Here is a 23,544-nt window from a genome sequence, read left to right as displayed (position 1 = left end):
TGAGATTTCCCATCGCGTCAAGCGAGTAAGATCCCTTGAAGATGACAAGGTAGATAGGTCCGAGGTGGAAGCGTGGCGACACGTGCAGCTGACGGATACTAATCGATCGAGGACTTAACTAAACACACAAGAAAAGCGGAGAACGGTCCTTGGTGAAGCCAAGGAAACGTCCGACGGAGCCGAAAGCTTTTGACGAAGACGTGCACGCACGTCGAACGGAAAAAGCGAAAGGCGTAGGAGGATGTTAGTTCGAAGCTAGACATCACGAAAAGCGAAGGCGACTGTTCTGTTATCTAGTTTTCAAGGAATAAAAAAATGCTTGACAACAAAAAATATTCCGTTATAATAACATTTGTCTAAAGCATTATTGCTCGGTGACGATGGCGGGGAGGTCACACCCGTTCCCATCCCGAACACGGAAGTTAAGCTCTCCAGCGCCGATGGTAGTTGGCGGGACACCGCCTGCAAGAGTAGGACGTTGCCGGGCAAGATGAAATGGAGGATTAGCTCAGCTGGGAGAGCACTTGCCTTACAAGCAAGGGGTCGGCGGTTCGATCCCGTCATCCTCCACCATATATGAACATTGGTTTACTTTTATCATCGCGGGGTGGAGCAGCCAGGTAGCTCGTCGGGCTCATAACCCGAAGGTCGCAGGTTCAAATCCTGCCCCCGCAACCAAAGTTGGTCCCGTAGTGTAGTGGTTAACATGCCTGCCTGTCACGCAGGAGATCGCGGGTTCGAGTCCCGTCGGGACCGCCATGTACGGCTCGGTAGCTCAGTCGGTAGAGCAAAGGACTGAAAATCCTTGTGTCGGCGGTTCGATTCCGTCCCGAGCCACCATTTTGAATCATGTCGGCTTCGTATAAATATATATAATGTGCCGGCTTAGCTCAATTGGTAGAGCAACTGACTTGTAATCAGTAGGTTGCGGGTTCAAGTCCTGCAGCCGGCACCATCTGCGGAGGGGTAGCGAAGTGGCTAAACGCGGCGGACTGTAAATCCGCTCCCTTTGGGTTCGGCGGTTCGAATCCGTCCCCCTCCACCATCTTAGGGGCATAGTTTAATGGTAGAACAGAGGTCTCCAAAACCTCCGGTGTGGGTTCGATTCCTACTGCCCCTGCCAAAAACATGGCGGCTATGGCGAAGTGGTTAACGCACCAGATTGTGGCTCTGGCATTCGTGGGTTCGATTCCCACTAGTCGCCCCATATCCGTTTTAAAACATTGGGGTATAGCCAAGCGGTAAGGCAACGGACTTTGACTCCGTGATGCGTTGGTTCGAATCCAGCTACCCCAGCCATATATGCGGAAGTAGTTCAGTGGTAGAACACCACCTTGCCAAGGTGGGGGTCGCGGGTTCGAGTCCCGTCTTCCGCTCTTTGTTTCACGGCGGCATAGCCAAGTGGTAAGGCAGAGGTCTGCAAAACCTTTACCACCGGTTCGAATCCGGTTGCCGCCTCCATTTTTTTATGCGCCGGGGTGGCGGAATTGGCAGACGCACAGGACTTAAAATCCTGCGGTAGGTGACTACCGTGCCGGTTCGAGTCCGGCTCTCGGCACTGAAAAGGCTTGACAAAGCTAGGTGTCGTGGTATAATTGAATCGTTGTATTTGACATGCCGATGTGGCGGAACTGGCAGACGCGCACGACTCAAAATCGTGTGGGCTTTGCCCGTGTGGGTTCGACTCCCACCATCGGCATCGAAAATAGGGGAAAGGCTTTAGGGACAAGGGGTTTCACGTAAGTGAAATCCCTTGTTTTTTTATTTACCGAATACGATTCGAGAAAAGAAAATCGTGTGCGTACAATCGTGTTCGGTGAGGTGAAATGGAAAGTGGGAAGAATGGAAAATGAGAGAGAATTGCAGAGAAAGAGCAAGAGAGGAAGAAGAGGAGAGCTGAGTCGTGAAGAGTTGTTGTTAATATCTGACGACATTGGAGAAATTGAATACACATTTGAGGAATTGTTAGAGATATTTATTGAGGATTGCGAATTGAGGAATTTAAGGGAACATACGATTAAATATTATCGCAGCGAGTTAAACGCATTTATAAAATTGGAAATGCTAATTTAACTATGTACAAAAATGATTGTTTAAAGCTATATAGTTTCTCTCATTGCCTTAGGGCAACTTTACATGGAGAGGCGGGCATGATAGCCTTGTTAGGCGGAGCCAGCTATTGATATTGCTGGTTTCTTGGCTCGTAAGTCATGCCCGTAGAGGCTCCATGTCAAGTTATTACTATCCACCACTTAATAACATAATTATCCATAAAATCATTTTTGTACATCACTATACAATCAAAATTGTGCATTCTTATTTTGACATTTACATCATTATTTGATGGAAGGCGGAGAAATTATGGACATTCAAGAGATAATTAAAGAATTAGTCAATAAAAAAATCATTCATTCAAATACCATTGAGTATAAACAGTTAAACGGAGGAACTATAAGTAATTTATACCTTCTTGGTAACAGTGATAACGCCAAATATGTCGTTAAGTTGAATGAACCGCAAGTTCTTGAATCAGAGGCATATTTTCTTGATTTTTATAAGGACGTAAATCTATTACCTAAACTTCTGTATGTTGGGCAATCATATAATTACATAGTTTATTCATTCATTTCTGGTTCTACAAACTATGTTAGAAAAAATAAAAAGGAAATACTTAAGGTGCTTGTGCAACGCCTTATAAATAATTATAAGACCGTTCCTCATTCCGTTGGCTGGGGATGGGCAAATGAACCAACAGATTCGTGGCAAGGTTTTCTTTTGAATAGGGTTATTGAAGCAAATAAGATTTTAGATTCACACTTAGAAAAAGATGATTTAAATTTTGTACTTGAACTTGTGAAAAGTCCAAATAGAAATAGTTTTAACAGAGAACCATTTTTATTACATGGGGATTGTGGTGTACATAATTTTATTTTTAATGAGGGACAGTTATGTGGGGTGATTGATCCAACTCCTGTTTTTGGAGAACCCCTTTATGATTTAATCTATGCGTTTTGTTCTTCACCAGATGATTTAACTAAAGAAACGATAAATTCAGCAGCAAGTCATTTGATAATTAAAGGGAACAAAAGTGAACAACTATTATATGAAGAAGTGCTTATTGGTTTATATCTCAGATTAGCAACATGTATTAGACATCATCCAAATGATTTAGAGGACTATCTAAAAGCTTGGAACTACTGGAAGAACATAATCAAAGACACATGATTTTAGTTTTTATTGCTTACTCAGCTATCCTGAAAATTAGTATTTTCATCCTTCTGATGGTGCCGTATAGATGCCGAATGGTTGTCTCCCATGGAAGAATAAAATTTTTTCATCACCTGTGGTGAAGCTCGCTTCATGATTGATTAGCGGGAAACGATAGTTGAAGAAGGATTAAATTCGCGTTAGAAGGTTTTGATAAACTTTTATTATTTATCTTGTAATAAGAATATATCTTATATTAAGATATAAATACAGAAAGGAGGTAACCTTATGCAATTGGATAATATGATTGAGACTATCAACGAGCAATGGACGGACATCTATTACCTATTACATTATGTTCACGACGATAATATTACTCATCAAGCCATTCGTTTGTTGCAACATATTGAAAAAAACAAAGAAACAACCATAGGAGATTTAGCCAAACATTTAAATGTATCCCATAATACTGCTTCTGAACATACAAAAAGACTAATAAAAAAAGGGCTTGTTACTAAACGAAGAAGTAGCATAGATGAAAGAAAAGTTTTTGTAACTTTAACTGAAGAAGGAAGGAACGTGTTGTATCGACATACTCGATTGGATAAAGATAAATTAAGGAAAGTTTTAGAAAATCTTCGTACATCTGATTTAGAGATAATACAAAAGGCTTTTTCTATTCTTAATGAGGGGGCAAAAAAATGTTTACGTTAGTAAAAATAATAGTATCAGCAATAATAATTGGAATTGTAACAGAAGTGGCAAAGAGATATCCGACCTTTGGAGGAATTATAGCAGCATTACCATTGGTCAGTTTATTGAGTTTATTTTGGCTTTATTTTCAGGGAGAACAAACACAAAATTTAAGTAAATTTGTATTTGGTGTTTTATGGGGATTTCCAGCAACCGCCTTTTTATTATTAATTGTGGCTTTTTCCTTAAAGGCTTCATTTTCATTAATTTTATCGATTGGATTAGGATTAGGTGGTTGGGGAGTATTTTTAGCCATGCAGAATATTGTATTTAAGAACATATAAAATGAAATTAAACTATCCTGAAAATTAGTATTTTTTATCCTTTGCTGGTGATGCAACTTGGCATGGAGGTCTCCTATGGAAAAATGAATTAACTTCCACTATCTGTGGTGAAACTCGCTTCATGGTTGGCAAAAACTGCTTGTGTCATATTTCGTAATACTGTTTTAAACTTCATAATTTGTAACCTCCTTCAGTATAGCTATCAAGAAACATAAAATAACTTTCGTTTTAAAGTATAACAAAGTTAAAACAACTATCCGGTACCGTCAAGAATTTTGTGTAATGTAAGATAGATAGGGTATCTCTGAAATGGATTTAGAATAGAGGGGGGGATATTTCCTCCACACATAAGACTGAATATTCAGTCTTATGTGTGGAAAGGGAGAATCCCCTTATTTTGTTTATTTACAGTATTTGGTTAACAATAACGTTCTTCAAACATTCGTTGAAGGGCTTCATGCGCTTCGGCAAATCCTCGTAACTTTCGTCCTGCCCATTTCTCATTAAAATCTTGGATGGTCAAATACACGACTTTTTCAGCGGCTTCTAAACTGCTCAAACTGTTCATCGCCTTGAGACGTTTCCGAATCTCCTTGATCGTTCGTTCGATGGCATTCGTCGTGTAAATCACACTTCGAATACTGCTTGGATAATCCATAAATGTAAGGAGGACATCCAACTCATTGGCCCAAGATTGAACTTCTTGTTTTTGTCAATAATAAATTGAGCCAGAGCGATCACTTCAAAAGTGAGCCACCTTTAGAATCAGAGTTCCAATAAATGGGAGAGGGTGGGTTTTTGGATGACTTGCCCCTAGGGGCAAGTCATCCAAAAACTTCGCGCATCTGGCTACCACTCCCCATTTTCCCTCTGTTTCATACTTTGACGGAATCGATAAGATTCTCCGTTTAGAAGAAGAATGTGCGAACGGTGAGTGAGCCGATCAAGCAACGCTGCTGTCATCTTTTCATCCCCAAAAATGTTCGTCCATTCTACAAATTCAAGATTTGTTGTAATGATGACACTTGCACGTTCATAGCGATTGGAAAAGAACTGAAATAATAGCTCTGCTCCTGTTTTGGAAAAGGGGATATATCCCAGTTCATCTACGATGATCACATCATATTTGAGCCACTTCTTCTCAAACGCACCAAGTTTGTGCTCTTCTTTAGCAATAAGCAACTCTTCCACTAATTCGGAAGCAGTAATGAATTTTGTTTTGTAGCCATTTTGGATCATGGCGATTCCAAGCCCAATGGCCAAATGGGTTTTCCCTGTGCCACTATTCCTTAGAAAAATAATATTCTCTTTTCTCTCTGCAAACTCACCTTTTGCGAGTGTGAGAAATCGATTTCGATTTAAGCTCGGCATGAAAGTAAAATCATAGGTGTCTAAAGTTTTGTGGATGGGAAAGGCAGCTTGTTTGAGCCTTCGCTGTCTTTGATTTTCCTCTCTTGCCTGCACTTCTGCTTCTAATAGTGCCAATAAGTATTCTTCATACCGTAGATTTCTTTCTTCCGCTTCTCTCAAACACCAGTCCAATAGATAAGCGTTTAATTCCTCCAGCGATTGTACGTCCGGAAGCGGAACGAAGGCGTTTCTTCTTACGTATTCGACCGTCCCTTCCACTCGTCCTTTTTCATTCCCGGAACGAATATTACAAAACTCTGCCTTAAACGAATAGTGGGCTTGTAAGGCTAGAAAAGCATCCTGTTCGAGACGATCTCTCCCTTGGAGTATTTTTTACTACAGCCGTTTTTAAATTATCAAATACCCCTTCGGTAGGTACTCCTCCAAAGAATTCAAACGCATGGACAAAGCCATCTAAGAAAGCCTCCTGTTTCTCATGCAGGTATGCTCGTACAAATCGCATTCGACTTGCTGAAAGTTGCATACAAAAGAGGTAAATTCGTTGTGTTCGACCCTATAGAATAATATCCGCCTCTCCCCAGTCGAATTGGAATTGGTGGCCGAGTTGAAAGTCAAGGGGAATAAAGACTTCCTGCAGCTTTTTCTTACGTTTGGCTACAACCTTACGGATGTTGGACTCAGATCCTTTGAAATTATACTCATCGACCAATCTTCGATAAATTCTGGCAGCGGTATGGCGTTGTTTTCCTCAACGTTTTAGATCGTCTTCGAGCCATTGATCAATAATGGGTAAGACTCGCTTTGTTTCATCGGAATACTCCTTTCCATGATAGTTTTTCTGCCGATGAATGGTGGTTGGAGCCTCATTCTGTTTTAGATATTTGCTTACGGTATTTCTTGAAATCCCTAATTTTTGAGCAATTTGTCGTTGGGATAGCCCTTCTACCTCATGCAAGAATTTGATATGATGAAATTGAGCCATCTTGATCACCCTTTTTCTCTCCCTCTGATGAAAAGTTTAGGCACTTTCAATCATAAGGGAGGTAATGAAAATTGGAAATCAGGTGGCTCATTTTTTATGTGATCGAACCCTTCAAAAGTGGCTCAATTTTAAATTATCAAATACATTTTTATAATGCCGAGCGAATTCATTCCGCGAAATAATCATTTTGGCGTTTATGCTTCTGTTATAAAAACAGGTGAAATTCATGTAGGTGATGAAGTCTTTCTTCTTGAATGATATTTTGCCAAATCACCATCAAACCAAATGTCAACTCTACTAAGCTCCCATGGAAGGACAGAACTTCTTGCATAATCTGTGGTGAAACTCGCTTCATGGTTGGCTAACGGGTACGATACTTCAGAAGGAGTATCGTTTTTCTTGTTGGACTAACGGGTAGTATAGTTGAAGTTGCCTAAGTAAACTATTATTGTATTTTTATTTAAATATATGTATAATTATGTAAAATCATATTTGATAAGGGGGAACTAAAGTGGAACTAATTCCTGAGTCCACTAATTTAATGGATTATCTGGAAGAATTGGATGTTGTAAATTTTTCCCATTATTTAATTCAGAAAAAAATGAATGAATTGTTTCATGAAGGACAGTCAGAAATGGAAAAGGCTAAAATAGCATTTGAATTTGTAAGAGATGAGATTTCTCATTCGTGGGATATACAAAGCACAAGAGTTACATGTAAAGCTTCTGAGGTTCTTTACTATAAAGAAGGAATTTGTTATGCAAAATCAAATTTATTAGCTGCACTACTACGTTCGCAGGGGATACCAACTGGTTTTTGTTATCAACGATTGATGTTGTTTGATACGCCAGAAAAAGGTTATTGTATTCATGCTCTAAATGCAATTTTTCTGAAAACACTTAATAAATGGATTCGATTAGATGCTCGTGGTAATAAAAAGGGAATTGATGCTCAATTTTCAATTGACGAAGAAAAGTTAGCTTTTACTCCTCAAAAAGAATTTGATGAAAGAGATTATCCAATAATTTATGCGAAGCCACATCTAAAAACAATTGCTGTTTTAGAAGAACATACAGATGCATTAGAAATGTATAAAAATCATTTGCCAGAATATTTATAGTTGTTTAAGATAAAGGTGGCGATAGTTGAACAAGGCATACAAAAAGGACCGATTTACTTCGGTCTTTTTCTGTGGTATAAAAATCAACACTGAAATTTAACAAAGCCGAAGATTTAAAAAACGTGATAGGTAAAATTTATCTTTCGAAAACTTTTTATTCTTTTCTTATTTAACTATCCCGAAAATTAGTATTTTCATCATTTGCTGGTGCCGTAAGCACGACATGGGGGTCTATACTGAAAATTTCTCTTTCCAGTATTTTAATAAGGTTATGTAACATAGTTGAACATTCCATTAATTTTACGAACGGTTGGCAATAGTTGAGTGACAAAAAGAAAACGTTTGGTTTTTAAAAAATTATCCAAGCGTCTTTGCTTAGTGTGTTTTCAATCTTATACTAAATGGTCAATGAAATGATTATTGTTTTATGGTGTTATTTGAGATTTTTGTGCTCCAAAATCGAATCTCATTTTTAGTTAACTACCTCAGTGCAGAAAAATTTACGAATCTTAATAATGCAGAAAAAAAGCAAGAAAAAAGTATTGACCAAAAATGAGATAATTTATATAATATCTGCAAACAGCACGAAGGTTCGAGTCGTATTCGGTAATAATCAACTAAAAATGAGAAAATGAAAGTACCCCTTGTTATATATGGGTTTGTTTTAATTGAGAGGAATGCACGATTTCATAATCGACTCAAAATCGTGTGGGGCAGCCCCCGTGTGGGTTCGACTCCCACCATCGGCACTAGAGGGATTCCTGTTAATCGCAGGAATCCTTTTTTATTTCCTCTTATTCGTTTCCCCTCGATTATTTTTGCTTATCTTGCTCTTCCTCATTTTCAACTGCATGCTTCAAAAAAGTTGTGAACAAGGTATTGACTTGCCTAGGAGGAGTCGATATAATGTAAAACGTAATTGCGAGACAGGGACACCTGTTTTTTATTTTTATATTTTATTCGACAAATTTCTACTTTTTCTGCATGCGCGGATGTAGTTTAGTGGTAAAACCTCAGCCACGAGCGATGCATCGTCGAGAAAGCGGCGAGTTGCCTCGACGCATCCATCTTCATTGAGTATGCGAGTAGAGGAAGAGGCATGACAGGGCGTGCTGAATGATGATAGACATAGTCGATTTAAATGCGCGGGTGTAGTTTAGTGGTAAAACCTCAGCCTTCCAAGCTGATGTCGTGGGTTCGATTCCCATCACCCGCTCCATACATACGGGGACAACGCAGTGTTTCGTTTCGAAGATGAACGGGGCATTGCGTTTTTTTATTTCGCTTCGCCCCGTATTTGTTATATGATGAGTTGTGTATGAGCTGTACCCCCATGGATTTGAATAAACATCTCTTTCATCGCTTGCAATATTTGTTCACATTGCGTTTCTGTAAATGAGGGCAGAAAATATACGATTTGAATTGCATTTGTTGTTTGCTCTGTAACCATTGTTCGTTTCGAATCAACGATTGGACTGCCGAACGGGCCTTGAGCGTCTTTTGTGACGAGTTTTCGATCAAAATTTGTCGTCCGATCATTGATGCCGATATATTCATCTGCTTGTGTACCGATCGTGACGGCTATATCTCCTGTTAGATGATCTCGATCATAAATGCCGATCGGTAGTTTATAATATAAGGAAAAAAAGTTATTCACATCGGCCGCCGAGTGAATGGATGGAATAAAACTTTGCTTCTGTACGCGACGAAGCAAACTTTCCGATGAAGGACGATATCGGCTCGGATCTGTGCCAATTTGTTTAAATACAGACCGCCATTCTTTTACTTCTGGCCATTCAGCTAACGGAGTTTGTTCCATATCAAAATATAGCAACTCTTGAAATTGTCGAAGTTTCCCTTTCAACATGTTGGGGGACGGACCGACGACGATTTGATCGTATGTAAGGACACCGATTTTAAAATGGGATATGCGCTGTTTTATTGTGTCACAAATGGTTAACATATCGTTCACTCCTTTTTCTTTACATTGTAACATAAACAACGAAGAAAGGAGGGATTCAGGGATGGACGTTGAAGCGCTAAAAGAAGAAATCATTCAGTATAGCCGAACGATCGGTATTGATAAAATTGGTTTTGCTCATGCGGATCCGTTTTTTGAACTAAAAGAGCGATTGCGTCAACAACAACAACTCGGGTATGAATCGGGATTTGAAGAGCCTGACATTGAAAAGCGGACGAATCCGTCTTTATTGCTTCCAGAAGCACGTTCTATTATTGCGATCGCCCTTGCCTACCCATCAAAATTGAAAAACGCTCCACGAAGTACAAAAAAAGAACGTCGAGGCATTTTTTGTCGCGCATCTTGGGGACAAGATTATCACATCATTTTACGCGAGCGGCTGCAAAAGCTAGAGCAATTTATTCTCACCCGTGTACCAGATGCAAAAGTAAAATCGATGGTCGATACCGGGGAGTTATCGGATCGGGCGGTAGCCGAGCGTGCAGGTATCGGGTGGAGTGGGAAAAACTGCTCAATTATTACGCCAGAGTTTGGATCGTACGTATATTTAGGAGAAATGATTACAAATATCCCGTTTCCTCCGGATGCGCCAATTGAGGATCAATGCGGGACGTGCACGCGCTGCATTGATGCTTGTCCGACAGGCGCACTTGTGCAAGGGGGACAGTTGAATGCGAAACGATGTATCGCTTTTTTAACGCAAACGAAAACGTTTATTCCTGATGAGTTTCGCGATAAACTAGGAAACCGATTGTATGGATGTGATACGTGCCAGCTTGTTTGTCCGAAAAATAAAGGAAAAGACTTTCATCTACATCCAGAGATGGAGCCGGATCCAGAAGTGGTGAAACCTTTATTAAAACCAATTCTTCATATGACGAATCGCCAGTTTAAAGAAACGTTTGGACATCTATCTGGAGCATGGCGTGGAAAAAAACCGATTCAACGAAATGCTATTATTGCATTGGCTCATTATAAAGATGAAAGTGCTATCGATGATTTATTGATATTGCTTCAAAAAGATTCGCGTCCAGTCATTCGTGGAACAGCGGCGTGGGCGCTTGGAAAAATCGGAAATTATGAAGTAATACCAATGTTAAAGAAAGCAAAAGAGCGGGAACAAGATGAAGATGTCATTCGTGAAATTGAAAAAGCGTTAGCAATGCTTGAAAATGTGTAGTTGTTTTTCTTTCATCTCTGACATAACGTATTAAAAAACGAAAAAGTGGTGAGCGAGATGAGAAAACAGCTACACGATCTTCTCGATGAACGCATTCGTCATTTTTTTGTTAGCGATGTGATAGACGAAGAAGTGGAAAGAAAACGAAAGCTGTTGGCGAAGCGGAATGCGAAACTTGTGAAATGTGAAGGAAAAGGAGCGATCATCGAAAAAAAACATATCGGGCTACACACATTTGTGCGCTATATCGTTCATTTTCGTTTTGTTATTTCGCAAAATGGGTGGTTGTATGTGGAGGAACAACAAGAGGTGCGTGAAGCAACATTTGAGAAAAATGAACTTGTAGATGATCGTCTTGTTTTGCCACATGTTGAGGCGGGACAAATAGAAAAAACACAAGAACGAGATGACGATGAACGCGTTCGCTATACGTATGATCGACTAGCCGCAGTACGATATGCTGAAATATGGTGGAATGATTATAATCCAGCGTTCCAAAAATTCTCTGTAGATTGTACAAATTTTATTTCACAATGCTTGCATGCGGGGGGCATTCCGATGATGGGCTATCCCAATAAAACAAAAGGATGGTGGATGAGGAAAAACGATTGGAGTTATACGTGGACAGTCGCGAACGCGTTTCGCTGGTATTTAAGCGGATCGAAAACAGGCATTCAAGCGGTCGAAAAAAAATCGCCGGAACAGTTGTCTCCCGGTGATGTCATTTGTTATGATTTTCAAGGGGACGGACGATTCGATCATACGACGATCGTTGTCGCGAAAGATAAACAAGGGATGCCGCTTGTAAACGCTCATACGTCCAACAGCCGTATGCGTTATTGGTCATACGAGGATTCAACCGCTTATACGCCGAATATTCAATATAAGTTTTTTCATATTATTGATCGAATATAGGAGTGAAGAATGTGGCTTTACATGTCGTTTTATATCAACCAGAAATTCCGGCAAATACAGGAAATATCGCGCGTACGTGCGCGGCAACAGGCACATCGTTACATTTAATCCGTCCACTTGGATTTTCGACGGACGACAAAATGTTAAAACGTGCCGGATTAGATTATTGGGACTACGTTGATGTGCATTATTACGATTCATTGCAGGAGCTTTTTGATAAATATAAAGAGGGAGAATTTTTCTTTATTACGAAGTTTGGAAAAACATATTACACGTCATTTGATTATAGTGATCAAACGAAAGATTACTTTTTCGTTTTCGGTCGTGAGACGAGCGGATTACCAAAAGACTTAATTGAAAACAATATGGAACGTTGTTTGCGCATTCCGATGAACGAATATGTTCGTTCGCTCAACTTATCGAATACCGCAGCCATTCTCGTATATGAGGCGTTAAGACAACAAAACTTTCCGAATGTATTTTAAGCGACTTTCATTTGAAAGTCGCTTAATTTTTTACTTCTGGCTTATCGTTATATCCTGCTGTAAAAATAGCAGCTAAGAAGGCGAAAATGACGCCAAGCACAAGAAGCGTTTTCATACGAAATCTCCTCCCTTATGAAGTGACAAGAAAATGTCCGCGCTTTCATTATAGCTTAATTGTATACCAAGATGAAAGTCATACTTTCACGAATGATTACGGACATCCTTGCATACATATGGTATTAATCATGACGCTAGACATCAAAGGTGGAGGAGGTCCGTGTATGGACATTTTGAAAAAAATACAAAAATATAGAGAAGAAGAACAAAAATTAAAGTGGGAAGGGACGTTCGCGGAGTATTTGGAAATTGTAAAAGAAAAGCCATGGGTAGCTCAGTCTGCTCATTCTCGCGTTTACAATATGATCAAAGATGCGGGCATAGAAGAAGTAGACGGAAAGAAAAAATACAACTTTTTTAGCGGGCAATTGTTCGGGCTTGAGGAAGCGCTAGAGCGGCTTGTGGAAGAATATTTTCATCCAGCTGCTAAGCGATTAGATGTTCGAAAGCGTATTTTGTTGTTGATGGGGCCGGTAAGCGGAGGAAAATCAACGCTTGTGACGATGCTAAAGCGAGGGCTTGAAGCTTACTCATATACTGATCGCGGTGCTGTATATGCCATTAAAGGGTGTCCGATGCATGAAGACCCGCTCCATTTAATTCCGCATCATTTGCGTGATGAGTTTTATAAAGAGTACGGTATTCGTATTGAAGGAAACTTGTCGCCGTTAAATATGATGAGACTTGAAAAGGAATATGGTGGACGCATTGAGGATGTAATGGTCGAACGCATCTTTTTCTCGGAAGATAAACGTGTTGGGATTGGGACGTTCAGCCCATCCGATCCGAAGTCGCAAGATATTGCTGATTTAACAGGAAGCATCGATTTTTCGACGATTGCTCAATATGGATCGGAATCAGATCCGCGCGCATATCGCTTTGATGGGGAGTTAAACAAAGCGAATCGTGGTATTATGGAATTTCAAGAGATGCTGAAATGTGATGAAAAATTTTTATGGCATTTACTTTCCTTGACGCAAGAAGGAAATTTTAAAGCGGGACGTTTTGCGCTTATTAGTGCTGATGAATTGATTGTTGCTCATACGAATGAAACAGAGTATCGTTCGTTTATTGCTAATAAGAAAAATGAGGCGCTTCATTCGCGTATTATCGTCATGCCCGTTCCATACAACTTAAAAGTGTCGGAAGAAGAGCGCATTTATGAAAAAATGATTCGTGAAAGCGATGTGGCAGATGTGCATATTGCCCCGCATACGCTACGAGTTGCTGCGATGTTTACCATTTTAACGCGATTGAAAGAGCCGAAGCGCGGTGATATCGACCTTGTGAAAAAAATGCGTTTATATGATGGAGAGTTAATCGAAGGATTTAATGAAGTGGATGTCGAAGAGCTGAAAAAAGAATATCCAGACGAAGGAATGAGTGGTATTGATCCACGTTATGTTATTAATCGTATTTCGTCTTGTATCATTCGAAAAGAAGTGCCGTCCATTAATGCATTAGATGTATTGCGAGCATTAAAAGAAGGGCTAGAGCATCATCCGTCTATTTCAAAAGAAGATCGGGAACGTTATTTAAATTTCATTTCGATTGCAAGAAAAGAATACGATGAAATTGCAAAACGTGAAGTACAAAAAGCGTTCGTTTATTCGTATGAAGAATCAGCAAAAACGTTAATGGATAACTATTTAGATAATGTAGAAGCGTATTGTAACAAAGCGAAAATTCGGGACCCGCTCACAGGAGAAGAAATGAATCCAGATGAAAAACTGATGCGTTCGATTGAAGAGCAAATTGGCATTTCGGAGAATGCGAAAAAAGCATTTCGTGAAGAAATTTTAATTCGTATCTCAGCATATGCCCGCAAAGGTCAACGATTCGATTACAATTCGCACGAACGGTTGCGTGAAGCGATCCAGAAAAAGTTGTTTGCAGACTTAAAAGATATTGTCAAAATTACGACGTCTACAAAAACACCTGATGAACAACAACTCAAGAAAATTAATGAAGTTGTTGCGCGGTTAATTGATGAGTATGGTTATAACTCCACTTCAGCAAATGAGTTGCTTCGTTATGTCGGAAGTTTGTTAAACCGATAAAGCATGCCGCACTTGGCATGCTTTGTTTTATCATCGTATAAAACAGGCTTGTCCTTCAGAAAGGGATTTGAACAATTTTCGAAATCATTTGTCAATTTTTTTCGGTCGTCGCATAGGATAAAGTAACCAACCATTCATTTATGATTTTTTATTAGCCAACATAGTGTATGCGAGGAAAAAGAATTTGTGCATGATTATTTCATATGTAGGAGGGGAAAAAATGAGTAGAAACTTCATTGTGTCAAAGGAAGATTGGTCCCTCCATCGAAAAGGCCACGATGATCAAAAACGGCACGAAGAAAAAGTGAAAGAGGCAATTAAAAATAATCTCGGTGACTTAATTACAGAAGAAAGTATCATTATGTCCAACGGTCGCGACGTCATTAAAATACCGATTCGTTCGTTAGATGAATATAAAATTCGTTACAACTATGATAAAAATAAACATGTCGGCCAAGGCGATGGGGACAGTCAAGTTGGTGATGTTATTGCGCGCGACGGTTCTGGTGACGGTCAAAAAGGACCGGGGAAAGGTCAAGGAGCTGGCGATATGGCAGGGCAAGACTATTATGAAGCGGAAGTGTCGCTTATGGAGCTTGAAGAAGCGTTATTCAGTCAATTAGAACTTCCAGACTTAAAGAAAAAACAACACGCTGATCATGTTGTCCAGCATATTGAATTTAATGATATTCGTAAAACAGGGCTCATGGGGAATATTGATAAGAAAAAAACGATGATGGCTGCATTTAAACGAAATGCGTTAAGCGGCAATCCAGGCTTTTATCCTATTTATCCGGAAGATTTAAAGTTTAAAACGTGGAATGAAGTCATTAAGCCTGATTCAAAAGCGGTTGTTATTGCGATGATGGATACGAGCGGCTCAATGGGCGTATGGGAAAAATATATGGCTAGAAGCTTTTTCTTTTGGATGACGCGTTTTTTACGAACAAAATATGAAACGGTAGATATCGTTTTTATCGCTCATCATACCGAAGCAAAAGTTGTAACAGAAGAAGAATTTTTTACAAAAGGGGAAAGTGGAGGGACGATATGTTCATCAGCGTATCGAAAGGCACTTGAAGTAATCGAAACAAAATACTCGCCGACAAAATATAATATTTATCCGTTCCATTTTTCCGATGGCGATAATTTAACGTCCGATAACGCCCGCTGTGTCAAGCTTGTGCAAGAGTTAATGAAAGTTTCAAATATGTTCGGATACGGGGAAGTGAATCAGTACAATCGCCACTCGACTCTCATGTCAGCATATAAACATATTAAAGATGAAAAGTTTCGCTACTACATTTTGAAACAAAAGTCTGATGTACTGCAAGCGATGAGAAGCTTTTTTAGAAAAGAAGAACATAAAACGCTTGTTTAACTCCTTGTGTTACACAAGGTTTTTTTTTTGGAGAAAAAACAGTTGACAAACGGGTGGGGGTTTTGTAATATACTCATAGAGGTAATGGTAATAAATTATTTTTTGAAATCAAAAATACCCTTATGAGTATAGAGAGGTGAGAGAAATGAAGCATATATTGCCACAAGAAGTCGAACAACAATTAAAAGAAGGTCGTGCGCTAAGCATTATTGATGTGCGCGAGGATGAAGAAGTGGCTCAAGGGAAAATTCCCGGTGCTCGTCACATCCCGCTCGGTCAACTACTTGAGCGGATGAACGAAGTGGATAAAGATCAAGAACATATTCTTGTCTGCCGCTCAGGAAATCGAAGTGGTATGGCTTGCCAATTGTTAGAAAGTTACGGATACCGCGTCGTAAATATGACGGGCGGGATGCTCGAATGGACAGGAGAAGTTGAAAAAGGGGAGGGAGTAAAGTGACAATTCACGTAGATTATGTCGTTGATGCGCGCGGACTAGCGTGTCCGATGCCGATTGTTCGTACGAAAAAGGCGATGGAGCAATTACAACCTGGTCAAGTGCTTGAGGTGCAAGCAACGGATAAAGGATCGCTTGCTGATATTCAAGGTTGGGCAAAAAGTACAGGACACCAATACATCGGAACGATCGAAGAAGGGGAGGTATTGAAGCATTACCTTCGTAAGGCGAATCCTACCGAAGTGAAAGAAGAAACAAAATACCCTCATGTCGTCGCTTTAGACGAATTGCAAAGAAAAGTAGAAAACAATGAACAACCGTTTATTTTAGATGTGCGTGAAGAAGCAGAATATGCGTTTGGTCATATACCAGGGGCGTATCATATCCCGCTTGGACAATTAGAAACACGTATGAATGAATTAAACAAAAATGAGACGATTTACGTCATTTGTCGAACAGGCAATCGCAGTGACCTTGCAGCCCAACAATTAGCTGAAAAAGGATTTGCGCATGTATTTAACGTCATTCCAGGTATGACAGAATGGAAAGGAACAATGGTTAAAGGGGGAAATGAATAATGAAAAAACGTGTAGCAATTATTGCAGCAAACGGCGGTTTATTTGATGCATATAAAGTATTTAACATTGCAACAGCAGCTGCAGCAACAGAAGCGGAAGTAGCGATTTTCTTTACGTTTGAAGGATTGAATTTAATTCATAAGGAAGCGTATAAACAACTGCCGTTACCAGAAGGAAAAGAACAAATTCAACAAGGATTTGCACAAGCGAACGTCCCATCCATTCCAGAACTTGTGGGGATGGCGCAAGAAATGGGCGTGAAGTTTATCGCATGCCAAATGACGATGGATGTCATGGGATTAACAAAAGAACATTTTGTAGACGGCATTGATGTTGGTGGAGCCGTTACATTCCTTGATTTTGCGAAAGACGCTGACATTACGTTAACATTTTAAGGAGGGAAAAACATGAAAGCGGATCTTGTTGTTGATGCAAAGGGGTTAGCGTGTCCAATGCCGATTGTTCGGACAAAAAAAGCGATGGATACGTTACAATCAGGTCAAGTGCTAGAAATTCATGTTACGGATAAAGGAGCAAAAAACGATTTATCTGCATGGGCGAAATCGGCTGGTCATGAAATGATCGACATGATTGAAGAAGGCGATGTACTAAAATTTTGGGTTCGTAAAGCGTAGTGAACATCGGGAATGCGTCCCGATGTTCAATATAAGGAGTGAGCTAGCATGAGCATAGGCTTTATCGTGACGATTTTTCTCATCGGCTTCATCGGTTCGTTCATTTCCGGCATGGTTGGGATTGGTGGTTCAATTATTAAATATCCGATGTTGCTATATATCCCTCCATTGTTAGGCTATGCGGCATTCAGCGCGCATGAAGTATCAGGCATTAGCGCCATTCAAGTATTATTTGCGACGATTGGCGGTGTTTGGGCGTACCGTAAAGGTGGGTATTTAAACAAGACGTTAATTATTTACATGGGAACGAGCATTTTGATCGGTAGTTTCATTGGCGGTTACGGCTCGAAATTAATGAGCGAAGGCGGCATCAATATCGTTTATGCGGTGTTAGCTACTATCGCGGCAATGATGATGTTCGTTCCGAAAAAAGGAATTGACAACATTCCACTTGATCAAGTAACATTCAACAAATGGCTTGCTGCGTTATTAGCATTCATTGTCGGTGTGAGCGCTGGAATTGTTGGTGCTGCTGGTGCGTTTATTCTCGTACCAATTATGCTCGTCGTATTAAAAATTCCAACGCGCATGACAATTGCGAGTTCGTTAGCTATTACGTTTATTTCATCGATTGGGGCAACAGTAGGAAAAATTACGACAGGTCAATTTGATTTTTGGACGGCGTTCATTATGGTTGTTGCAAGTTTAATTGCTTCCCCGATTGGAGCGAATGTTGGTAAAAAAGTAAATACGAAAATATTACAGTTTATTTTAGCAGCACTTATTGTAGCTACGGCAATCAAAATTTGGTTGGATATTTTGTAAAAAATGTTGAAATGTTCATCCTTTATGTTATAATACTAGTAGGGGTATATAAAATATCGGAACATAAAGGAGGAGTAGTGAGATGAAACAAGTAACTGTATATACAACAACAACATGTCCATATTGTACATTGTTAAAAAATTTTCTAGTTGAACGAGGCATTCCGTTTAAAGAAGTGAACTTGCATCAACATCCTGAAGCTGTTGATTATGTTGTTCGTTCGACAGGGCAAATGGGAGTGCCACAAACAGAAATTAATGGGCGTTGGGTGATTGGATTTGATCCTCAACGAATTATGCAATTGTTGCAACAATAATTTTTTTATCTATATTAATACCATATAAGGTATAAAGGAGAGGTGGATGACATATGTCAGTATATGCGTTAACAGCACAACAAATAAACGAGATGATTGTAAATAAAGAACCGTTTTTCTTATTTGATGTTCGCAATGAGTCAGACTTTGCGGATTGGAAAATTGAAGGGGAACAAATTGAATATTTAAATATCCCTTATTTTGAATTAATTGATGGTGTTGAGCCAGTATTAGAGCGTTTGCCAAAAGATAAAAAAATCGTCGTCGTTTGCGCAAAAGAAGGGTCTTCTATGATGGTTGCGGAAATGCTCGCCGAAAAAGGATTAGAAGTATTTTATTTAAAAGGCGGCATGAAAGCTTGGAGCGAATATTTATATCCAGTTGTTGTTTACCAAGATAACGACATAAAAGTATATCAATTTATTCGTGTCGGTAAAGGTTGTCTTTCTTACATGGTCGTATCAGGAAAAGAAGCTCTTATCATTGACCCTTCTCGTTTTATCGATGTGTATAAACAAGTGTCAGAAAAAGAAAATGTAACGATTACTCATATCGTTGACTCGCATTTGCATGCAGACCATATTTCAGGCGGATATGAATTGGCGAAACAAACAGGAGCAAAGTACTACTTAATGAAAAGTGAAGGAGCCGTATTTGAATTCGAGCCGCTTGAAAACCATGATCGCATTGAATTTGAAAAAGTCAGCTTAGAAGTATTAGCGATTAAAACACCAGGTCATACTCCGGGAAGTGTATCGTTCTTCGTAAACAATAAATTGTTATTCTCGGGCGATACCATTTTCGTCAGCGGCCTTGGTCGACCAGACCTTGGTGGAAAAGCGCGCGAGTGGGCAAAAGACTTGTATGACACAGTGTATAACAAAGTTGCACAAATTGCCGATGACGTCATCGTTCTCCCTGCGCACTACGCAAACTTTGATCAAGAAGTGAATGAGCAAGGATATATCGGTAATACGTTAGGCAATATTCGTCAAATGAATGAAATTATGCAAGGGAAAACGAAAGAGGAGTTCGTTGAACATGTGGCGCAGTCAGCAGCTTCTGAAACACCACCGAACTTTGAAGACATTATTGCGATTAACCGTGGTGTCAAAGAAGCAACGCCAGAGCAACAACAAGAACTAGAAATTGGTCCGAACCGTTGCGCTGTTCACCATACACATTAAAACAAAATACCCCAATTTGTTGGGGTATTTTGTTTCTAGAATGAAAGGAGATGAACAAATGGAAAAGAAGGAGAAAACAACAATTATTTTATTTAGTGGTGATTTAGATAAAGCGATGGCAGCGTTTATTATTGCCAACGGTGCTGCGGCTTATGATCATGATGTGACGATTTTCTTTACCTTTTGGGGATTAAATACGTTACGAAAAGAAGAAAGCGTGTCTGTGAAAAAAGGATGGCTTGAAAAAATGTTTGGCTGGATGATGCCAAAAGGAGCGAATCGACTAGGATTATCGAAAATGAACATGGGCGGACTCGGTCCAAAAATGATTAAACATGTGATGAAAAAACATAACGCGATGACGCTCCCGCAATTAATTGAAATGGCACAAGAGCAAGGAGTGAAACTTGTCGCTTGTACGATGACAATGGATTTATTAGGCATTAAGAAAGAAGAATTAATTGATGGTGTTGAACTTGGAGGGGTCGCTGCTTATTTAGGAGATGCGACAGAAGGAAAAGTAAATTTATTTATTTAAGCCTCGCTTATAGCGAGGTTTTTTTCGGTTTTATGAAACTTTTTGGACACAATAGTCGTATACAATGTATGTGAAAGTATTCTCTTTTATTTTCGTTCATTTTTCATTACAATATAAAATGAAGGAGGGATGATGTAATGTTTTTTCATCCAATGGATTTTCTTATTTTGATCGCCTTTGCCGTATCTATTTGGGCGCAGTTTAAAGTAAAAGGAAACTTTAACAAATGGTCAGATGTACCTGCTTCAGCTGGTTTAACAGGGGCAGAAGTGGCACGTCTTATTCTTGACCGTCACGGTTTATATGATGTGCCAGTAGAGCTTGTGCCAGGAACACTTACAGATCATTACGATCCGATTGCTCGCGCTGTTCGCTTATCAGAGCCTGTGTACTATGGTCGTTCGATCGCTGCAGTTTCGGTAGCGGCTCATGAAGTTGGTCATGCGGTGCAACATCAAGAAGCATACGGTGCGCTCGTATTACGTCATCGCATGTTCCCGTTAGTGAATTTTACGTCTGGAATTGCTCCTTTCCTTCTCTTAGGTGGGTTTTTATTACAACAATTTTCTTTAATTGGTCTAGGGATCATTTTATTCTCATTTGCGGTAGCATTCCAAGTTATTACGTTGCCAGTTGAGTTTAATGCAAGTTCGCGTGCAAAAGACTATATGATTGCGGAAGGTATTATTCGCAATGAGGAAGAACGCGGAGTCAATAAAGTATTAAATGCCGCGGCACTAACGTATGTTGCTGCAGCGCTTATTTCGGTGTTAGAATTAATTAAGTACGTGCTTATTTTTGTACAAGGAAACAATGAAGATTAATCAATAGGAGGTGGCATCCGCACGCATTATGCGTGCGGACGTTCGTTGGACATATTTAGTTTATGGATGATCGTTTTTCTTATTGCGCTTACTGGTTTTTTTGTCGCTTCGGAATTTGCGATTGTGAAAGTGCGCCCGTCACGTATCGATCAACTCATTGAGGAAGGAAACAAAAAAGCAGTGGCAGCCAAACATGTTATTACTCATTTAGATGAGTATTTATCCGCCAATCAACTAGGGATTACAATGACATCACTCGGTCTCGGTTGGCTTGGAGAACCAACGGTGGAACGAGCGCTTCGGCCGCTTTTTGATGAGTTTGATGTATCGCCATCATTTGCCCATGGTGCTTCTTTTATTGTTGCATTTGCGATAATTACGTTTATTCATGTCGTTGTTGGTGAATTAGCACCGAAGACGATTGCGATTCAAAAGGCGGAAACCATTACGCTATGGACAGCGCGCCCACTTATGTTGTTTTATCGTGTCATGTATCCGTTTATTTGGTTGTTAAATGGGTCTGCGCGTTTAGTCGTTCGTTTATTTGGTTTTCAGCTATCTAATGAACAAGAATTGGCTCACTCCGAAGAAGAACTGCGTCTTTTGTTATCAGCAAGCTATAAAAACGGAGAAATTAATCATACGGAATATAAATATGTGAATAACATTTTCCGATTTGATGACCGAGTCGCAAAAGAAATTATGGTTCCACGAAAAGAGATTGTTGCGCTAGATGTGAACGATTCGATGGAACATGTGTTACAAACGATTCGTGAAGAAAAGTATACGCGTTATCCTGTCATTGATGGGGACAAAGACCATATACTCGGTTTAATCAATGTGAAAGAGTTGTTTACTGATCTCGTTGCGAACTGTCAAGAGCGAAAACAGTTGCGTGAATATATTCGCCCAGTTATTCAAGTAATTGAAACGATCCCGATTCAAGATTTGCTTGTGAAAATGCAAAAAGAGCGTATTCATATGGCCATTTTAGTTGATGAGTATGGCGGAACGTCTGGTTTAGTGACGGTAGAAGACATATTAGAAGAAATCGTCGGGGAAATTCGTGATGAATTCGACATCGATGAGACGCCGCTGATTCAAAAAGTAGATGAGGACCGTACAATTGTAGATGGAAAAGTGCTCATTCATGAAATTAATGATTTGTTCGGCTTAGAAATTGATGACACCGATGTCGACACGATTGGTGGATGGATGTTAACAGAGCGTTATAATATTCGTCCTGGAGAACAAATTGAGTTTGGTGGTTACGTTTTTAAAGTCTTGCAATTGGACGGTCATCATGTGAAAAAAATTGAAGTGACACGTCTTCCCCATAACGTAGATGTAGTCACAGATATGAATGAAGAGGCAGCGTTATAATAACGTGCCTCTTTTTATGTGACCGAAAATGGTTTCATCAGGCAAAGCGGAACAAGTGATACGCTCCCCAGTAAACGGATGTAGGAACGATAAAGAGAACGCATGTAACGCTTGTCGATCGATCCACGGTTTTCCTCCATATAACGTATCACCAACTAATGGATGGCCAATATAGCTCATGTGGACACGAATTTGGTGCGTTCGTCCTGTATCAAGCGTGAGACGAACAAGTGATACGTGCTTTTGTTTGTCATATTGGAGACGTTCATAGTGCGTGATAGCTGTATCTCCTGTTTTTGATACGCGGCGTCTTGTTGGATGATGGCGATCACGGCCGATCGGTGCTTCGATCGTTCCCTTTTTTTGTTTGACATATCCGTGAACAAGTGCAATATATGTGCGATGAATCGTTCGTTTCGCTAAATATTGATCCAGAATAGCCCCAGCCAGTGCATGCTTGGCGAATAAAATAACGCCGCTTGTATCGCGATCGAGCCGATGAATATGACGAACTTTACTATAAATGCCTTCACATTGAAAGTGGAAGGCTACAGCGTTTGCTACCGTATTTGTTTGACTCGGCTGCGTCGGATGGACGTCTATATGCGCTCGTTTGTTAACGACGAGCACATGATCGTCTTCAAATACAATATGAAGCGGTGCGTATGTCGGAGTTGGTTCGATTTGTTCTTCTTTTATACGAACACGAATGCGATCGTTCGGTGAAATGATTGTATGAAAAGGAACGATGTTGTCGTTGATGGCTACACCTTTTGTCATTCGCCATTCGTGTAACATTTTTTTAGGAACGAACCATTTCGTTTGGAATGCTTGTTCGAGCGATAAACCGCTCCATGATTTTGGCGCTTCAAACAGAAGCCAGTTTCCTTTCTTTTGCACATTCATTCGTCTCACTCTTTCTGTACAATAAATTACCAACACCATAAAGTGCGTTGATATGTTAC

At 39.9% G+C, this 23,544-nt stretch carries 24 protein-coding genes, 14 tRNA genes, 2 rRNA genes and 2 pseudogenes; 37 read left to right on the top strand and 5 right to left on the bottom strand.

Going from position 1 to position 23,544, the window contains the following annotated elements; all coding sequences use genetic code 11:
* From ETB99_RS03615 to ETB99_RS03525, 19 genes are all read left to right on the top strand, one after another.
* Window positions 1-122: ribosomal RNA gene (locus ETB99_RS03615) — 23S ribosomal RNA — on the top strand; the annotation flags it as partial.
* 248 nt (window positions 123-370) lie between these two features.
* A 5S ribosomal RNA gene (gene rrf / locus ETB99_RS03610) occupies window positions 371-487 on the top strand.
* Between the two features lie 10 nt (window positions 488-497).
* Window positions 498-573 (top strand) — tRNA-Val (locus tag ETB99_RS03605).
* A gap of 28 nt (window positions 574-601) precedes the next feature.
* Window positions 602-678, top strand: a tRNA-Met gene (locus tag ETB99_RS03600).
* Window positions 679-683: 5 nt separating this feature from the next.
* A tRNA-Asp gene (locus ETB99_RS03595) sits at window positions 684-759 on the top strand.
* A gap of 5 nt (window positions 760-764) precedes the next feature.
* Window positions 765-840 (top strand) — tRNA-Phe (locus tag ETB99_RS03590).
* Between the two features lie 39 nt (window positions 841-879).
* A tRNA-Thr gene (locus tag ETB99_RS03585) sits at window positions 880-955 on the top strand.
* A gap of 5 nt (window positions 956-960) precedes the next feature.
* Window positions 961-1,045, top strand: a tRNA-Tyr gene (locus ETB99_RS03580).
* A gap of 4 nt (window positions 1,046-1,049) precedes the next feature.
* Window positions 1,050-1,123, top strand: a tRNA-Trp gene (locus ETB99_RS03575).
* Window positions 1,124-1,131: 8 nt separating this feature from the next.
* Window positions 1,132-1,207: transfer RNA gene (locus tag ETB99_RS03570), tRNA-His, on the top strand.
* Between the two features lie 17 nt (window positions 1,208-1,224).
* Window positions 1,225-1,299 (top strand) — tRNA-Gln (locus ETB99_RS03565).
* 5 nt (window positions 1,300-1,304) lie between these two features.
* Window positions 1,305-1,376 (top strand) — tRNA-Gly (locus tag ETB99_RS03560).
* A gap of 11 nt (window positions 1,377-1,387) precedes the next feature.
* Window positions 1,388-1,461: transfer RNA gene (locus ETB99_RS03555), tRNA-Cys, on the top strand.
* 11 nt (window positions 1,462-1,472) lie between these two features.
* Window positions 1,473-1,558, top strand: a tRNA-Leu gene (locus ETB99_RS03550).
* Between the two features lie 58 nt (window positions 1,559-1,616).
* Window positions 1,617-1,699: transfer RNA gene (locus ETB99_RS03545), tRNA-Leu, on the top strand.
* A gap of 44 nt (window positions 1,700-1,743) precedes the next feature.
* Window positions 1,744-2,073: a hypothetical protein gene (locus ETB99_RS03540; protein ID WP_375153706.1), complete on the top strand. Its 330-nt coding sequence runs from the start codon at window positions 1,744-1,746 to the stop codon at window positions 2,071-2,073.
* A 288-nt stretch (window positions 2,074-2,361) separates the two neighbouring features.
* Window positions 2,362-3,225 carry an aminoglycoside phosphotransferase family protein gene (locus ETB99_RS03535; RefSeq protein ID WP_171699915.1) on the top strand — a complete coding sequence of 288 codons (864 nt, stop codon included), beginning with the start codon at window positions 2,362-2,364 and terminating at the stop codon, window positions 3,223-3,225.
* 270 nt (window positions 3,226-3,495) lie between these two features.
* The gene (locus ETB99_RS03530; RefSeq protein ID WP_064214044.1) at window positions 3,496-3,921 is read left to right on the top strand and encodes a MarR family winged helix-turn-helix transcriptional regulator; all 426 of its coding nucleotides are present in this window, start codon (window positions 3,496-3,498) and stop codon (window positions 3,919-3,921) included.
* A complete protein-coding gene (locus tag ETB99_RS03525) occupies window positions 3,909-4,244 on the top strand; it encodes a DUF3147 family protein (RefSeq protein ID WP_035067856.1) in 336 nt (111 codons plus the stop codon). The genes ETB99_RS03530 and ETB99_RS03525 overlap by 13 nt, the downstream gene beginning before the upstream one ends.
* Before the next feature lie 418 nt (window positions 4,245-4,662).
* On the opposite strand, the pseudogene ETB99_RS03520 reads toward ETB99_RS03525, so the two are convergent.
* From ETB99_RS03520 to ETB99_RS14920, 3 genes and pseudogenes are all read right to left on the bottom strand, one after another.
* Window positions 4,663-4,950, bottom strand: a pseudogene (locus ETB99_RS03520) (transposase); the annotation flags it as partial.
* A 143-nt stretch (window positions 4,951-5,093) separates the two neighbouring features.
* On the bottom strand, window positions 5,094-5,810 hold the full coding sequence (gene istB / locus ETB99_RS03515) for an IS21-like element helper ATPase IstB (RefSeq protein ID WP_253263532.1): 717 nt from the start codon (window positions 5,808-5,810) through the stop codon (window positions 5,094-5,096).
* 553 nt (window positions 5,811-6,363) lie between these two features.
* Window positions 6,364-6,597 carry a sigma factor-like helix-turn-helix DNA-binding protein gene (locus ETB99_RS14920; protein WP_171699811.1) on the bottom strand — a complete coding sequence of 78 codons (234 nt, stop codon included), beginning with the start codon at window positions 6,595-6,597 and terminating at the stop codon, window positions 6,364-6,366.
* 174 nt (window positions 6,598-6,771) lie between these two features.
* Between ETB99_RS14920 and ETB99_RS14915 the strand changes: the two are divergent.
* The 3 genes and pseudogenes from ETB99_RS14915 to ETB99_RS03500 all read left to right on the top strand — a co-directional run.
* A pseudogene (locus ETB99_RS14915) lies at window positions 6,772-6,855 on the top strand (MOSC domain-containing protein); the annotation flags it as partial.
* A 253-nt stretch (window positions 6,856-7,108) separates the two neighbouring features.
* Complete coding sequence (locus ETB99_RS03505; RefSeq protein WP_128999774.1) at window positions 7,109-7,717, top strand: transglutaminase-like domain-containing protein; 609 nt, start codon at window positions 7,109-7,111, stop codon at window positions 7,715-7,717.
* Window positions 7,718-8,862: 1,145 nt separating this feature from the next.
* Window positions 8,863-8,936: transfer RNA gene (locus tag ETB99_RS03500), tRNA-Gly, on the top strand.
* An 81-nt stretch (window positions 8,937-9,017) separates the two neighbouring features.
* Here the strand turns inward: ETB99_RS03500 and ETB99_RS03495 are convergent.
* Window positions 9,018-9,680, bottom strand: coding sequence for a B3/B4 domain-containing protein (locus ETB99_RS03495; RefSeq protein ID WP_164970086.1), 663 nt, complete (start codon window positions 9,678-9,680; stop codon window positions 9,018-9,020).
* A gap of 61 nt (window positions 9,681-9,741) precedes the next feature.
* Here ETB99_RS03495 and queG point away from each other — a divergent pair, with 61 nt between their 5' ends.
* The 15 genes from queG to ETB99_RS03420 all read left to right on the top strand — a co-directional run bounded on the left by queG (window position 9,742) and on the right by ETB99_RS03420 (window position 22,579).
* Complete coding sequence (queG, locus tag ETB99_RS03490; protein WP_171699914.1) at window positions 9,742-10,878, top strand: tRNA epoxyqueuosine(34) reductase QueG; 1,137 nt, start codon at window positions 9,742-9,744, stop codon at window positions 10,876-10,878.
* A gap of 57 nt (window positions 10,879-10,935) precedes the next feature.
* Entirely contained in the window at window positions 10,936-11,793 is an 858-nt protein-coding gene (locus ETB99_RS03485) for an amidase domain-containing protein (RefSeq protein ID WP_171699913.1), read from the top strand.
* An 11-nt stretch (window positions 11,794-11,804) separates the two neighbouring features.
* Complete coding sequence (gene trmL, locus ETB99_RS03480) at window positions 11,805-12,278, top strand: tRNA (uridine(34)/cytosine(34)/5-carboxymethylaminomethyluridine(34)-2'-O)-methyltransferase TrmL (protein WP_041638913.1); 474 nt, start codon at window positions 11,805-11,807, stop codon at window positions 12,276-12,278.
* Window positions 12,279-12,559: 281 nt separating this feature from the next.
* Window positions 12,560-14,455 (top strand): PrkA family serine protein kinase, encoded by a 1,896-nt coding sequence (locus tag ETB99_RS03475; RefSeq protein WP_077427888.1) that lies wholly within the window; start codon window positions 12,560-12,562, stop codon window positions 14,453-14,455.
* 220 nt (window positions 14,456-14,675) lie between these two features.
* Entirely contained in the window at window positions 14,676-15,836 is a 1,161-nt protein-coding gene (gene yhbH, locus ETB99_RS03470) for a sporulation protein YhbH (protein ID WP_171699912.1), read from the top strand.
* A gap of 145 nt (window positions 15,837-15,981) precedes the next feature.
* Window positions 15,982-16,296 carry a rhodanese-like domain-containing protein gene (locus ETB99_RS03465; RefSeq protein WP_003399172.1) on the top strand — a complete coding sequence of 105 codons (315 nt, stop codon included), beginning with the start codon at window positions 15,982-15,984 and terminating at the stop codon, window positions 16,294-16,296.
* Window positions 16,293-16,871 carry a sulfurtransferase TusA family protein gene (locus ETB99_RS03460; RefSeq protein WP_171699911.1) on the top strand — a complete coding sequence of 193 codons (579 nt, stop codon included), beginning with the start codon at window positions 16,293-16,295 and terminating at the stop codon, window positions 16,869-16,871. The genes ETB99_RS03465 and ETB99_RS03460 overlap by 4 nt, the downstream gene beginning before the upstream one ends.
* Complete coding sequence (locus ETB99_RS03455) at window positions 16,871-17,266, top strand: DsrE/DsrF/DrsH-like family protein (RefSeq protein WP_003399177.1); 396 nt, start codon at window positions 16,871-16,873, stop codon at window positions 17,264-17,266. The genes ETB99_RS03460 and ETB99_RS03455 overlap by 1 nt, the downstream gene beginning before the upstream one ends.
* A gap of 12 nt (window positions 17,267-17,278) precedes the next feature.
* Window positions 17,279-17,506 (top strand): sulfurtransferase TusA family protein, encoded by a 228-nt coding sequence (locus ETB99_RS03450; protein WP_003399180.1) that lies wholly within the window; start codon window positions 17,279-17,281, stop codon window positions 17,504-17,506.
* Window positions 17,507-17,554: 48 nt separating this feature from the next.
* Entirely contained in the window at window positions 17,555-18,331 is a 777-nt protein-coding gene (locus tag ETB99_RS03445; protein WP_171699910.1) for a sulfite exporter TauE/SafE family protein, read from the top strand.
* 82 nt (window positions 18,332-18,413) lie between these two features.
* Entirely contained in the window at window positions 18,414-18,647 is a 234-nt protein-coding gene (locus ETB99_RS03440) for a glutaredoxin family protein (protein WP_003399184.1), read from the top strand.
* Window positions 18,648-18,700: 53 nt separating this feature from the next.
* Window positions 18,701-19,834, top strand: a complete 1,134-nt coding sequence (locus ETB99_RS03435; RefSeq protein WP_171699909.1) for an MBL fold metallo-hydrolase — start codon at window positions 18,701-18,703, stop codon at window positions 19,832-19,834.
* Window positions 19,835-19,892: 58 nt separating this feature from the next.
* Window positions 19,893-20,372, top strand: coding sequence for a DsrE/DsrF/DrsH-like family protein (locus ETB99_RS03430; protein WP_003399194.1), 480 nt, complete (start codon window positions 19,893-19,895; stop codon window positions 20,370-20,372).
* A gap of 137 nt (window positions 20,373-20,509) precedes the next feature.
* Entirely contained in the window at window positions 20,510-21,196 is a 687-nt protein-coding gene (locus ETB99_RS03425) for a zinc metallopeptidase (protein ID WP_003398996.1), read from the top strand.
* Between the two features lie 45 nt (window positions 21,197-21,241).
* The gene (locus tag ETB99_RS03420) at window positions 21,242-22,579 is read left to right on the top strand and encodes a hemolysin family protein (RefSeq protein ID WP_171699908.1); all 1,338 of its coding nucleotides are present in this window, start codon (window positions 21,242-21,244) and stop codon (window positions 22,577-22,579) included.
* Here the strand turns inward: ETB99_RS03420 and ETB99_RS03415 are convergent.
* Window positions 22,574-23,485 (bottom strand): RluA family pseudouridine synthase, encoded by a 912-nt coding sequence (locus ETB99_RS03415; protein ID WP_171699907.1) that lies wholly within the window; start codon window positions 23,483-23,485, stop codon window positions 22,574-22,576. The two genes, ETB99_RS03420 and ETB99_RS03415, sit on opposite strands and share 6 nt — an antisense overlap.
* Window positions 23,486-23,544 lie beyond the last annotated feature (59 nt).

It is taken from the genome of Anoxybacillus sp. CHMUD (assembly GCF_013096965.1).
In the GTDB taxonomy this organism is placed as follows: Bacteria; Bacillota; Bacilli; order Bacillales; family Anoxybacillaceae; genus Anoxybacillus; species Anoxybacillus kestanbolensis_A.
This window is presented reverse-complemented; position numbering and strand designations above follow the sequence as displayed.